This window comes from Neobacillus drentensis (assembly GCF_036965245.1).
GTDB lineage: Bacteria > Bacillota > Bacilli > Bacillales > Cytobacillaceae > Neobacillus > Neobacillus drentensis_G.
Genome location: NZ_JBALPG010000048.1, coordinates 73,181 through 87,122 on the forward strand (window position 1 = coordinate 73,181; position 13,942 = coordinate 87,122).

Below are 13,942 nucleotides of genomic sequence, written 5' to 3' on the forward strand. Positions count from 1 at the left end.
GGGAGTTAATGAACCTAATAAAAGTTAATACGGCAACTGATAGCCTGCCTTTTTCAATTCCCTAATAGTTCTGGCAACAGGCAGACCGACAACCGCAAAATAGTCTCCATTTATTTTTTTGACAAGCATACTTCCGAGCTGTTGAATGCCATATGCACCTGCTTTATCAAGCGGTTCGCCAGTTTGTACATAGGCCTTAATTTCTTCGTCCGTTAACTCCCAAAACCAAACTTCCGTTTTTTCATAAAAACGAGTTAAACTTTCTGGAGACACAATTGAAACACCCGTAAATACATCGTGCTGCTGACCTGACAAACTTTTTAACATACTTATTGCTTCTGCTTCATCAGCTGGCTTTCCTAAGATTCGATTATTCGCAACGACAATCGTGTCCGAACCAATCACAAAGGCATCTTTATTTTGATTAAAAACTGCCTGTGCCTTACGCTCGGCTAACTCCATCACTACTTCCTCCGGGGAGAGCGAAGGATCAAAGCTTTCATCAACTTCACTGCTTGAAATCGCGAATGTTAAGTGGAGATTTTCTAGAAGTTCTTTTCGCCGTGGAGAAGAAGAGGCTAAAATGAGGTTCTGCATTTAATCACCTTACCTTTTTGCATTTGTATAGGGAGATACAAGTTAATCGTATCAGAAATTGCCAGTGCAAACAATTTTTATATGATTAAAATTTGAAGAAATATGTCAAATTATGCAAAGTGATTTTTTTGCCACTAAAAAACCTGCCTCCATTGGACAGGCTTATCTTGCTTATATTTCCCGGATAATAATCGAGATATGTCGATTACATGGAATAATAGGTTGATAGGAAATTTAATAAATGCTGCTGTGCTTCGCGAATGCTCTTGGCATCTTTTGATTTTTGGAAGGCTTTAACCTTTTCTTCTGCGCTGGATAATTCTACTTTTAGATTTTTTACCTTTTCGTTTTTAAGGTCGTTTACTTTTAATTGTTCTTCAATGCCAGCTAATGCTTTTGTGGACTCTTCTGAAATGGATTTAGTTAATAGAGCACTTGAAGTCACTAAAGAAAGGGTCTCGTAAATCGCAGGGACAGTTTCTAAAAAGTCCTTTTCTTTTGTTGAAATATCTGAGACTTTCTTTTCATCTAGCAACAACGGTTTTGCAAATGCACCCTCAACACCCTTATCTTTATATTGGGTACTTAGCGATTTTGCCGTTTCAATCGAATCTGCAGCACCTAAAAAGATAAAATGTTTTCCTTCCATTTCTATTATTTGAGACGGTACACCCTTTGATGATATTTGAGATGCGGTTTCCTTCGCACCGTCTTTTGATGAAAAGAATCCGCCTTGAATGACATAAGCAGTTAGTTGCTTTAGGTCTGCAGATGTCGTCTTACCAGCAGCAGGCTTCTTATCAGTCCCACCTTTTTCTTCTACAACAGGTGGTTCAGTTACTGTCTTATCAGAAGGTCCTGTTGTCAACAACTTTAGCATAACAATACCTATCGTTGTACCAATCAGGATCGCAAAAATACTTGAAATGACGATGGATCCAAGCGGCTGGACATTCTTTTTCTTAGAATTGGATGAAAAGGATGTTATTTTAGGTACACTACTTTTCTTGGGCGTTTTACTGCTGACTATATTAAATTCTTCTATATCATTTTCTGAGGACTCTGGAATAATCCAGTCAAAGCTTTCATCGACAGATTCCTGGGCTGCTGCAGTCTCCAATAAAACATCCGAATCTAACTTAGAATCTAACTTATTCGAATCTATTTTAATTACTCTTGTAACAGGCTCGGTGCTCACTTCCGGCTCACTTTTTTTTGGTTCATCCTGAACAGGCTGGGTTTCTGCATTTAATTTGATCTTAATTGTATTGCCTTTTTTAGGCTTGTCCACTAATTGTACTCCTCTCTCTTCCGACGGGTAATTGGTTTCATCCTATCATAAAGGCAAAAAAAAATAACAAGACTTTTGTCGTCTTGTTATCGTAGACTTTCGCCAAATTATTTGTTAGTTCGCCATGTTGGTAATTAAGGTTGTGTTTGTGTCACAGCAGGAAACTCGCTTAATGGATTATCTTTTCCTGCCGGTGCAGGTGCGTCGATTTTCGGAAGATCTGCCGCCAAGTCAGCTAAACTAGGCATGTAAAAAACAGAAATCGTCAGGCTGTAGCTTATTGGTTTGACTTCTGGATCCAAACTAGTTATCTCTTGGCCGCCTGTATAACTAATCGATTCTACCACGACAATCCGCTTTAAAGATTCTATTTTCTAATAATAACAAGAGGATCTGGTACTAAGAAACGGATCGAGCGTCTCCGCATCTTCCATTCATCGATACACTCTTCCAAAATGCTCGTTAAGGAATCAATATCAGCTATCTTTCCATAACCAATAATGCCCGGGGGAAGAAACCTTTCATTCCACCTTTGTGCAGAGGAAGGGTCCGTTTGCTTCAATTCAAGAAAACGAATGGAATGGTCATTTAATACCAGGTTGATAATTCGGTTTTTGGGTGTAAATAGAGAAAAAGTCATACAAAAACACCTTAGTTAAAATCCTTGAGTAAGAAACCGCAGGTATAAATCAATTAAATCCGGTCCCCAATAATAGGCTGTCAATGTTCCTGCTGCAATAAATGGTCCAAATGGAATCGGCTGACGCTTCTTAACTATTTTAAAAAGCATGGCCAAGCCGCCTATTACTGCACCGTATAAGGTTGAGAGAAAAAATGATAAAAGTACCAGTTTAAAGCCTAATACAAAACCAAGAACGGCGTAGAGCTTCACATCACCAAAGCCCATCCCGCCCTTGCTGACAAACATGATCACAAAAAGAACAAGGAAACCTGTAACTGCTCCAATGAGGCTTCCCCACCATGGAGATAACGGCCAAAAAATCCTTTCCAATAAAAAAAGCCCTGCAAACCAGATTAGAATTTTATCAGGGATGATCATATAGTTTATATCTGAAACAACGATAATCATTAGCATCGATATTAGTGATAAGGCAACTAATAATTCTCCAGACCATCCAACAATTAAAGGTGTTATTCCAAAAAGAATTCCAGTAAGTAATTCCATAATCGGATAAATTGGAGTAATCCGTGACTGACAGCCGCGGCATTTCCCCCCTTGAATTATGTATGAATACACAGGGATGAGTTCAAATGGTGTCAACTGATGCCCGCAAGTGGGACATGCTGATCTTGGTGTAACAATTGATTTTTTTAATGGAACTCGAAGGCCGACTACGTTGAAGAAGGAGCCTAGAACTAATCCGTAAACAAATAATAAAAAATAAGTCATTTTATCTAACAGCTGTTGCAAATTGATCTTCAGTAACAGAGATACTATCATCATAGGTATCTTTAACTACAGGTGCTGATTCATGACCATTAATTGTATATTTTTTAGTTGATATATTATATGTTACAGAAAAAGACTTGTCCTTTAATTTTGATATATATGAATCTAAAGGAGTCGTAGCACTAGTACCTTCAGTATGAGTCCAAGTAATTGTATTATTCGTAGAATCACTAGGGGCACCCTCCGCTTGTGCTAATTTTGCTTCATCAATAATTTGGATTGCTTCTGTTATTTTTGCCTTATTTTTGCTATTATCAATTACCCTACTGATTGTTGGAACCGCAATTGCCGCAATAATCCCCAAAATAACGATAACTGCTAGTAATTCAATCAAGGTAAAACCTTTTTGTTCCTTAAGCTTTAAACGTAAACTTTCTACCATTTCAACATCTCCTTCCGGTTCTTTTAACCTAGTACTATTTCTCCGTGAGTATACAATAATTGTCATCTGAAGAAAAGAAAATTTTAGCAAAATTTGTCTCAATTTTAATATTTATGCAATTTTAGCTCATTTGGTCGAACATTGAGAACATTGGCATCATAATTGACATGACAATGACCCCTACAACCCCTGACAAAAGAACTATCATCATCGGATTGTCTTATTTGGACTTTTATAATAAAATCCGTATTATTACGTGGATTTACTTTCGCTTCAAATCCTAAGTTTGCATAATTCGGAAGAGAACTTCCTATATTTCTTTCTACTATAGAAAAATTCGATGGCAAAACAGCCTGATAGATTCCTGTTGCAATAACATTAAGTAATTCAGCTGTTTCAATCTTCTTTTTTATTAGCAAATTCTTATAATGAAAATGTTGATTCCTCTAGAATTTCAATGGTTGGATTTTTCTCAATATAACAGCTTGTAAATCAACAGGAACATCTCGTTAATCTCGATACATTTATTAAAGAGTGTGGAACCCAAATACCGCCTGAATTTAACATCAAATGGGGAGATAATGTAAATACAGTCATAAATGATGTTGATTATAATTAACAACATAAAAAGAGGTGTGACCAGTTGTAAAAAACAACTTAGACACACCTCTTTTTAACAAGACGAATACTCCGCCACCCGATTCCGGCCAGCACGCTTAGCACCCACATAAAGAGCCCGATCAGCATGCCTAATCAACGCCAATGAATCCTCCGCATCTTCTGGTGCCGTGGCAACCCCAATTGAGGCGGTAATCATGATCTTCTGTTGGTTATTGCCTAATTCCAAGGACTGTTGAAGTGTAAATGGCCAATTAGATACCATTTCTCTAATTTGTTCTGCCATTTGGTAGGCTTCTACTTTCGACATATCCGGTAAAAGAACAACAAATTCTTCGCCGCCATACCGCGCAACCGTTCCGCGGCATCCGACAAGCTTTCTCAATCTGCCGGCGAGTTCACGAAGAATTTCGTTTCCGCTTTGATGACCATACGTATCATTTACCTGTTTAAAGTGGTCAATATCAAGGATGATTAACGATAAAATTTTTCGCTCAAACTTAGCTACTTTTTCGAACTCCTCGGTCAGCAACGTTTCAAAGTAGCGATAATTAAATAAATTTGTTAAGGCACAGCGTTCACTTTGCCTTTTGGTTTGTTCAAAATTATTGGCGTTTTCAATTGCTACCGCAAAATGCGAACAAAGTATATCAATTATCATCAGCTGCGATTTTTCATAGGCTCGTTTTCGCTTTGAAGCAAGCACTAACACCCCGATTAGTTTTTTACTTCTCATAATCGGTACACCTAAAATACTTTCTACATCATTCGGAATGTTATCAGTAGAATACTGTTGCCATTCTTTCCTTGATGTAAATAAGAGAGCTTTTTGTTTCGACCAAACCATACCGCAAATCCCTTCGTTTTTTTTCAAAGAAAGGCTTTCGTTTGGCATTACTAATCCAGCTTCCATTCGACGAATCAATTTAAGTACTTCGCCGTCAGCCTCCAGTATATAAGAATAATCAACAGGCAGCATTTCACTCAGTTTCTGAATAAACAGATCTAGGACATCATCTACATACAGACGCTCTGCCATCTGATGACCGATCTCTGAAGCCTTCTGTAAATATTCATTTATTTTTTCACTTGAATAATAGAGATTAAAGATAATTGATAGACTGACAAATGGAATTCCCACAAACAATAGACCTATTAAGCCTACTTGATTAAAAAGTATGTACAACACAAAACCAATTGGGAGTGTGATTAATGTTGTTACCGTCTCGACGAAAAAATCCTTACCAAAAAAGGATTTTTTAATTTTATAAATAAAAAAAAGATTGAAAGAAACCATGATTTGATTTAGCAAATAGTTTAGGACTACATATAAAACTGCAAGCCACAATGAGCGGGGATCATGGGTTAAGTTTGGGCCTGTCTGCCCGCCAAGAATGTAATAAATAATGCCGCTGATAAAGGAAACTAAAAAAAACATATTTAAATTAAGTGGCAGCCTAAATAATTCTCCTTTTCGAAGGATCCTTAACTTAAGTAGTAAAACAACCACAGCTATCTGAGCAAAAATAATTTCGGCAAATAAACCAAAGCGCAAAAAGGTAGCAAGCGCTACCCATTGGATTAAAAAAATAAACATATTATTAATAACAATCGGCACCGCGGCTACTATTGAGGTTAATAGTAAAAATGCCAAAAGATCTAACCAATTTACAGAGATATTAGGGGGATAATTATTATAGGTGAACCACAATCCTGCCGGAACCATCAAGAGCCATACAAGAAAAATCGCTTGTTTCATTTGCGGTTTTACATCCATCCTAATCCCCCACCCCGACAAATATGCTTAATTCAAGATAACATTATTTTACCATTTATAATAGACATTGTCATAAGGAAAAGGTTTAATTTTTCAGATATTTACAAATGTGCGGCTTCGCTTCTGAAATAAAATAGAGGGAACCCGTCACTACTAACATATCACTAGCTTTTAACATTTTTATTTCTTCTAAGAGGTAGGATTGCCAATGATCGACTGCCTTTTTATTCTGAGATTGACTAATGTTAAGCAATTGGTCTGCTTTGGCTGCACGAGGAAAATCAAAGCTGACAAATGAAATTTGGTTTGCAATTTTATCAAGTTTGCTAATCATTTCATCAAGCTTTTTATCCGTTAACGCTGCAAATACAATATGGATATTTCGGTCATTGAATCTGATAGATAGTTCATGGGTTAACGCAGTTATTCCTTCTTCATTATGGGCGCCATCAATGATCACGAGTGGATTTTCTGAGAGAACTTCAAATCTTCCAGGCCAAAACGCTTGCTTTAATCCGACTCGTATTGCTTGCTCAGTGACTGTGAATAAGCCAATCTGATTTAAGTATTGGGCGGCAAGTATGGCTATTGATGCATTTTCCGTTTGATGCTGGCCAATCATGTTGAGTTCTAACTGCTCAAGGGATTGAAGTTTTGTTATAAATGTAAACACTTCTCCTCTTGCTAATGATTCATGTCCACTTATCGTAAACTCCTGATTTAACCTATAAATTGGCGCAGACATTTTTTCTGCCTGTTCTTCAATCACTTTTAGCGCTCCTGGATGTTTGACCGCTGTAAAAATTGGTGTCTCCTCTTTAATAATTCCAGCCTTTTCAAAGGCGATTTCCTCATACGAGTTACCAAGTATATTAGTGTGATCGAGACCGATATTTGTAATGATAGAGGCCAGTGGTTGAATAATATTGGTTGAATCAAATCTTCCACCAAGACCTACCTCAAAAATCACAATATCTACTTTTCTAATATTGGCAAAATAATAGAACGCCATCGCAGTAATGACCTCAAATTCAGTCGGGCCTCCAAGCTCTGTTTCCTCTTGCTCATCTGCTAATGGACGAATCATATTTGCCAGCTGTAAAAGTTCTTCGTCGCTGACTGGATTCCCATTGATACTAATCCGCTCGTTAAACTGTTCAATATACGGTGAAGTAAAGGTACCTACTGTATAGCCCGCAGATTGAAGTATCGAGCGCAAAAAGGTGACGGTTGAGCCTTTGCCATTTGTTCCGCCAACATGGATTGCTTTTATTTTGCTCTCAGGATTCTCGAGCTTGTCCATCATCCATTCCATTCTTTTTAAACCAGGTTTTATTCCTAGTCTTAGTCTTCCATGAATCCAGTCTAGGGCTTCATTATATGTAGTGAACATTTTGTAACACCCCATCTATTTTTTCTACTTCAACAGATTGATTCGCTGATAAAAGTGGGAAATTCGCTAATAAATTTCAAAATTCGCTGATAAAAGATTCGGGTTCGCCGATAAACCACAGAAAACCGCCGATAAAGCACCATCTCCCATAATATTGGACTGTTCCGACGGAATTCTGTTTGTTTTTTAAAGGATTTTCATAAGACGAGACGAATCCATTGCTAGATTCGCCTCATTCTTCTCATTATCCTCTTAATTCTTTAATACGAGCTTCAACAATGCTTCTCTTTTCAAGATAATCCTTTTCTTTTGCGCGCTCTTCAGCAACTACATTTTCAGGTGCCTTTTTCATGAATCCTTCATTGCTTAATTTCTTCTGAACTCGATCAACTTCTTTATTTAATCTCTCGAATTCTTTTTCAAGACGGGCAATTTCTTCATCAATGTTAATCAAGCCTTCGAGCGGCAGGATGATTTCTAAGCCTGTAATTACAGCGGTCATTGCTTTTTCAGGTACTTCAATATCAACACCCAATTGCAATTCTTCTGGATTACAAAAACGTTCAATATAGCTGCGGTTATTCTCAATCGCTTTTAGAACCGCTTCATCCTTTGCTTTTACTAGCATTTTGATTTTTTTGCTCATTGGTGTGTTTACTTCAGCACGGATATTCCGTACAGAGCGAATCATTTCCATGAGCAGCTTCATTTCTTGAGCTGCTTGGTCGTCGGAAAGTTCTAGTTTTACCACCGGCCATGCTGCTGTCGTAATCGACTCACCAGCGTGAGGAAGGTTTTGCCAAATTTCCTCGGTAATGAATGGCATGAACGGATGCAGCAGGCGCATTGTGTTGTCTAAAACATAGGCAAGAATCGAACGAGTCGTTTTCTTAGCAGCTTCATCATCACCATATAGCGGCAGCTTAGCCATTTCGATATACCAATCACAGAAGTCATCCCAAATGAAATTGTATAATGCACGGCCAACCTCACCGAATTCATAACGCTCGGAAAGTCTTGTTACATGTTCGATCGTTTCATTTAAACGAGTTAAAATCCACTTATCAGCAACCGACTTTTCACCGCTTAAATCAATTTCCTCATATGTCATGCCATCCATATTCATTAACGCGAAACGGGAGGCATTCCAAATTTTATTGGCGAAATTCCAGGTTGATTCTACCTTTTCAAAACTAAAGCGTAAATCCTGTCCTGGTGAACTTCCTGTTGATAGGAAGTAACGCAATGCATCGGCACCGTATTTTTCGATGACATCCATTGGATCCACACCATTGCCAAGTGATTTACTCATCTTACGTCCCTGCTCATCTCGAACAAGACCATGAATGAGAACATCTTTAAATGGACGTTCGCCAGTAAACTCGATGCTTTGGAAAATCATCCTAGATATCCAGAAAAAGATGATATCATATCCAGTCACAAGGGTATCATTCGGGAAATAACGTTTGAAATCAGCCGCTTCTTTTTTTGGCCAGCCCATTGTCGAGAAAGGCCAAAGTGCCGAGCTGAACCATGTATCTAATACATCCTTATCCTGCTCCCAGTTCTCAGCATCTGCCGGGGATTCAAGACCAACGTATACTTCTCCTGTTTCTTTGTGGTACCAAGCCGGAATCCGGTGACCCCACCAAAGCTGTCTTGAAATACACCAGTCGCGGATATTCTCCATCCAGCGTAAGTATGTTTTTTCAAAACGATCAGGAACGAAGTTTACTTTATTTTCTTTGTTTTGCAGGGCAATCGCTTCATCTGCGAGCGGCTGCATTTTTACAAACCATTGTGTTGAAAGATATGGTTCAACAACCGCACCGCTGCGTTCGGAGTGACCAACAGAATGAAGGTGGTCTTCAATTTTGAAGAGAACGCCCAGTTCTTGAAGATCTTTGACGATTTGCTTGCGGCATTCGAATCGGTCTAAGCCTTGGTATTTACCGGCCTTCGCATTCATGGAGCCGTCTTCATTCATTACAAGAACGCGCTCCAGATTGTGTCGGTTACCGACTTCAAAGTCATTCGGATCATGAGCAGGTGTAATTTTTACCGCACCTGAACCGAATTCCATATCAACATAATCATCGCCAACGATTGGGATTTCACGCCCCACGATTGGCAGGATTACAGTTTTACCGATTAAGTGTTTGTAACGATCATCTTCCGGATGTACTGCAACAGCCGTATCACCAAGCATTGTTTCAGGACGAGTGGTCGCAATTTCAATGTGACCTGATCCATCTGCTAATGGATATCTCATATGATAAAAGGCACCTTGAACATCCTTGTATATGACCTCGATGTCGGATAGAGCTGTTTTTGTAGAAGGATCCCAGTTAATAATGTACTCTCCACGGTAAATGAGTCCTTTTTTATAAAGGGTTACAAATACTTCACGAACCGCATCAGATAAACCTTCATCAAGGGTGAAACGCTCACGGCTGTAGTCAAGGCCTAGGCCCAGCTTTGCCCACTGCTGACGGATGTGTGAAGCATATTCTTCCTTCCACTTCCATGTTTCTTCAACGAATTTTGCACGGCCTAAATCATAGCGGCTTTTACCCTCGTTGCGGAGCTTTTCTTCAACTTTCGCTTGTGTTGCAATCCCGGCATGGTCCATCCCTGGAAGCCAAAGTACGTCATAGCCTTGCATTCTCTTCATACGAGTAATGATATCTTGTAATGTTGTATCCCATGCATGACCCAAATGAAGTTTTCCGGTAACATTTGGCGGCGGGATGACGATTGTGTATGGCTGCTTGCCTTGATCATCTTTAGCCTCGAAAAACTTACCTTTTAACCACCAGTCATAACGCCCTTTTTCAATTGATTGCGGGTCGTATTTGGTAGGCATTGTTATTTCCTTTGTTTCCATCTAAAACTCCTCCTTTTTTTACCTTCCGAGAAAAACAAAAAACTCCATTCGTCATAAAAGGACGAATGGAGTTTGCTTCGCGGTACCACCTTTTTTCCAATCCAGAAATATGATTGGCTCTTAAATAAGATAACGGATTTCATCCGTCTTCAACTATTGAGATTTTGCAATCCGTTCGCAGAAGAAGCTCATGGGCGACCTTCCGACGTTCCTCTTAGAAAATCTTCCAGCTAATGATTTCCCTCTCTTTAAGCAGGATGGCATCGTACTCTTCCCTGTCTTTGCTTTTATTATTAAGTATATAGTTATACTACCCAAAAAAGGGGATTGACGTCAATCAGGATGGCCAAATTTTTTATTTTTTATACTATATGCTTTTTTTAAGGGAACAAACTGGGTATTTTGAATATAAATATAGTGAAACTACAATAAGTGGGGGGATTTTTCCTCCCCCCGCTTATTGTTAGTTGAACTTATCGGGCTTTTAGGGGCAGTTGATCCCAGACGCACTTTTGATTATTTAAGTTTTAAAAGGGGGATCTTACTGCCCGTTAATGCGTGGAAAATAAATGTCATATTTTTTAGGGGGGGTTTCAATGAAAGGAAATTTTAATAAATACAAACACCGTCCCTGGTTTAGAACGTTTCGAAGATTTTGTGGACAATTAATTATTCCGTTTGTGATTTTCCAATTTATTCGGACGATTTTTTTACCAACTGTCTTTGATGTGTTATTGTTATCGTTTTTTATCGCAATTGCCATTTCAATTTACTTTGAAATTATTTAAGGAGCCCATTTTGCAGGTTTTTACTGCGGCTGGGCTCCTTCTTTTGCTTGTTTCTGCTGGTTTTCAATTTCCGTCATTCGCATCACGATATACTCGGAATTTTTTAAATGCCAATAGCGGTGCTGCAGCTGTCGGACAAATTTCATCTCATTCCTTGACCGCTCCTTACGGTAGTAGTTTTCTGCCACTTGCATGATAGGGATCGGCAAAGCTAAATAGCTGTAAAACAATAGTTTTTCATCTTCTTTAAACGGAAAGTATTTAAAATAATGATAAATCCAATCAAGAGCCGAATCATTCCTTTTTGGGCTGGTATTTAATGCTCGTGATAAATACGGCAGGAGATCATGGATCGGTGAGCCGTAGCGGGCATTTTCAAAATTTATGAAAAAGCCATAGCCCCGTTCATCGAAGAGAAAATGCTCTGATGATAATTTCCCGTGGGTAATCACCATCCGGGCCTTGTCGTTTTCTTTTGTGCTTTCATACCATTCTTCAAATTTTGATTTTGAAAAGCGCAGTGCTTGCCTTATTTCGTTGTAATATAAGCAATAAAGCAATTCAAACGGCGACATATAGGTCTTTTTTTCACATGTATCAATAAAGCCATCAAGGAATTCTTGATGTTTTTCAAGCTGCTGGATCGTCTTTTCATAATGCTCTGTTCGTTCTTCTTGGCTGACTGTTATCTCCTTGGCAGATAGGGTATGGAGCCTTGCTAATTCGCGAAAAAGCTGATGGTTTTTGTACTCGCGATTTTCTTTTTGATCGTTCGGCATCCATGGCATGATGTAATAAAGATTATTTTCATGTAAAACAGCATACCTCCCATCCATTGTCGGATAAATCGGCACAATTCGGTTAAACCCTTTTTGATATAGAAGATGAACATGGCGGATGAAATCCGTCCCGATAGTGGGAGGGACTTTTTTTAAGGCAAAGGTTCCTTTGTCTGAATAAATCTTTTGGACAATGCCGTAATCTTCAACAAAATAAGGCTCGATATGATAATTTCTTAATATTGGTGTAACGGTTTCTAATCGGTTCGAATCATTCATGAAAACTCATCTCTCTTTCAAAGAAAAGGAGGGAATACTTTTAAAAGAAGTTGAGCAGGTCAAAGAAACCCGCTCATCTTTTTTGCCATTAGATTATTTTTTCGCAAGGGCTCCAGGAATGTATAAAACTTGACCCTCGAAGACATCTTGATTCAGTTCTAGATTGTTGACACGGAGGAGATTTTGAACTGAAACGTCATAGCGATCTGCCAAACTATCAACTGTATCACCTTTTTGCACGATGCATACCTTTAATTTTGTTTGGCCCGTACTTTCGTCCTTCCGGGCAAAAAACTCTGTCAGCGTCATGCTTTTCTTTTTACCTGACAGCTTTTTCTTTACCTTTTTGATTACATCATCAGAAGAAGAAGATGAACTTTCTTCTTCAACCGTATGTTTTTCAACATAATGATGTTCCTCCGGCTCAATTTCCACCACAACTTCCTGTTTTATTTCCACCTCTTCATGCTTGCTGCCATCATTTCTTGCTTCTTGGAAGTTCCACGCAGGCTCGAAATCTTCTTCATCTTCATATTCTACCTGCGGCTGATAGTTAAAGGTCGGGAATTTCGGCAATACTTCAATAGGCTCTTCTTCTTGCTGTTTTCTTGCCTCTGCTTCGAACAAGAAATTGTCTTGGTAATTGCTTTGAACTGCTTGCTGTTCGACTTCTACTTCATCATCTTGGTATTCAGATTCAGAGCGATGAAGCACTTCGTACTCTGGTTCTTCTTCCATTTGTTGTTCTTGTTCTTCTGATCCGTATAAACCGCTGATGGTTAGCTCCGCCGACAGCTTCAAGCAACTGCGCTCAGGTAATGAATAATCAAATGATTCTACAAGGACGTCGATATCGTAAATGCTTTGAATCCGATTATTCGGAATCGTGATATCAACGGGGAATCGATGTGAAAATTCACAGTTGCCTTCTTCTTCACGTTCTGTAACCCTCTCTACAAATTTTTGAGAAGTAAAACCCTCATCTTCGTTTTCATCGCTTGCTTCGTAACTTTTATATTCGCCGGTTAGTTCCAGCGAACCACGTATGGTTACGTACTGATCGTTTTCCTGGATGGTGATGTCAGGGTCTAGGGAAATCGAAATTAGATCTTCGACTTCCTGTCCTTTTCTAAACCACAGCGACTCCTCCAAGGAAAATCGCAGGCACGATTGATTCTCCTGGGACAAAGCGACTCCTCCTTTCGTATCTTCCAAGTAAAATCACAATGTCACTTACACTCTATGAAGAAAGTTTTTTTTTTATGATAAAAAACGCTTGGTTGGTGAGAAAAGAATTGGAGTCTTAGGTACAAAAACTTGGATAGGGGAAGATTCTGAGGGTTTGAGTTGATGGGCTGTGGGGGCAATTCCGCGGATTTGTGCAGGAATTCCGCCAACTTGGAGTGTAATTCCGCTAAGTTATTATTTATTCCGCAAAACTTTCGATGAATTCCACCNNCTTTTGGGGTAATTCCGCCAACTTTTGGAGCAATTCCGCTAACTTGGAGCGTAATTCCGCCAAGTTAGTTATTATTTCCGCTAAACTTAAGATGAATTCCGCCAAACTGCTTTTTAGCATAACCATATAGTTCACCTAAGCCAGTCCACGAACTAACTCAGCATTTTGACTTCTAAAAATACATACAAAAAACACCCACCAAAACAAGGTGGGTGTCCACA

Annotated in this window: 13 protein-coding genes and 1 other annotated feature; of the genes, 1 reads left to right on the forward strand and 12 read right to left on the reverse strand. The window is 38.9% G+C overall.

What is annotated here, in order from left to right; translation table 11 throughout:
• Window positions 1-24: 24 nt before the first annotated feature.
• The 10 genes from V7150_RS12065 to V7150_RS12110 all read right to left on the reverse strand — a co-directional run bounded on the left by V7150_RS12065 (window position 25) and on the right by V7150_RS12110 (window position 10,416).
• Window positions 25-597, reverse strand: coding sequence for a Maf family protein (locus V7150_RS12065; protein ID WP_335518139.1), 573 nt, complete (start codon window positions 595-597; stop codon window positions 25-27).
• Between the two features lie 205 nt (window positions 598-802).
• Window positions 803-1,888, reverse strand: coding sequence for an SPOR domain-containing protein (locus tag V7150_RS12070; RefSeq protein WP_335518142.1), 1,086 nt, complete (start codon window positions 1,886-1,888; stop codon window positions 803-805).
• Window positions 1,889-2,022: 134 nt separating this feature from the next.
• On the reverse strand, window positions 2,023-2,235 hold the full coding sequence (locus tag V7150_RS12075) for a hypothetical protein (protein ID WP_335518145.1): 213 nt from the start codon (window positions 2,233-2,235) through the stop codon (window positions 2,023-2,025).
• A gap of 20 nt (window positions 2,236-2,255) precedes the next feature.
• On the reverse strand, window positions 2,256-2,528 hold the full coding sequence (locus V7150_RS12080; protein ID WP_335518148.1) for a hypothetical protein: 273 nt from the start codon (window positions 2,526-2,528) through the stop codon (window positions 2,256-2,258).
• A gap of 15 nt (window positions 2,529-2,543) precedes the next feature.
• Window positions 2,544-3,299 (reverse strand): prepilin peptidase, encoded by a 756-nt coding sequence (locus tag V7150_RS12085; RefSeq protein ID WP_335518151.1) that lies wholly within the window; start codon window positions 3,297-3,299, stop codon window positions 2,544-2,546.
• Between the two features lies 1 nt (window position 3,300).
• On the reverse strand, window positions 3,301-3,741 hold the full coding sequence (locus tag V7150_RS12090; RefSeq protein ID WP_335518153.1) for a type II secretion system protein: 441 nt from the start codon (window positions 3,739-3,741) through the stop codon (window positions 3,301-3,303).
• A gap of 104 nt (window positions 3,742-3,845) precedes the next feature.
• Window positions 3,846-4,160 (reverse strand): hypothetical protein, encoded by a 315-nt coding sequence (locus V7150_RS12095; RefSeq protein WP_335518156.1) that lies wholly within the window; start codon window positions 4,158-4,160, stop codon window positions 3,846-3,848.
• 254 nt (window positions 4,161-4,414) lie between these two features.
• Entirely contained in the window at window positions 4,415-6,136 is a 1,722-nt protein-coding gene (locus V7150_RS12100) for a sensor domain-containing diguanylate cyclase (RefSeq protein WP_335518159.1), read from the reverse strand.
• Between the two features lie 85 nt (window positions 6,137-6,221).
• Window positions 6,222-7,529 (reverse strand): bifunctional folylpolyglutamate synthase/dihydrofolate synthase, encoded by a 1,308-nt coding sequence (locus tag V7150_RS12105; protein WP_335518163.1) that lies wholly within the window; start codon window positions 7,527-7,529, stop codon window positions 6,222-6,224.
• Between the two features lie 244 nt (window positions 7,530-7,773).
• Window positions 7,774-10,416 carry a valine--tRNA ligase gene (locus V7150_RS12110; RefSeq protein ID WP_335518166.1) on the reverse strand — a complete coding sequence of 881 codons (2,643 nt, stop codon included), beginning with the start codon at window positions 10,414-10,416 and terminating at the stop codon, window positions 7,774-7,776.
• Window positions 10,417-10,470: 54 nt separating this feature from the next.
• Window positions 10,471-10,707: a binding site (T-box leader), on the reverse strand.
• 305 nt (window positions 10,708-11,012) lie between these two features.
• On the opposite strand from V7150_RS12110, the gene V7150_RS12115 reads away from it, so the two are divergent.
• A complete protein-coding gene (locus V7150_RS12115; RefSeq protein ID WP_335518168.1) occupies window positions 11,013-11,204 on the forward strand; it encodes a hypothetical protein in 192 nt (63 codons plus the stop codon).
• A 20-nt stretch (window positions 11,205-11,224) separates the two neighbouring features.
• Here V7150_RS12115 and ysxE read toward each other — a convergent pair whose 3' ends face one another.
• Complete coding sequence (gene ysxE, locus V7150_RS12120; protein ID WP_335518172.1) at window positions 11,225-12,262, reverse strand: spore coat protein YsxE; 1,038 nt, start codon at window positions 12,260-12,262, stop codon at window positions 11,225-11,227.
• Between the two features lie 93 nt (window positions 12,263-12,355).
• Window positions 12,356-13,450, reverse strand: coding sequence for a stage VI sporulation protein D (gene spoVID, locus V7150_RS12125; protein ID WP_335518175.1), 1,095 nt, complete (start codon window positions 13,448-13,450; stop codon window positions 12,356-12,358).
• Between the last annotated feature and the right edge of the window lie 492 nt (window positions 13,451-13,942).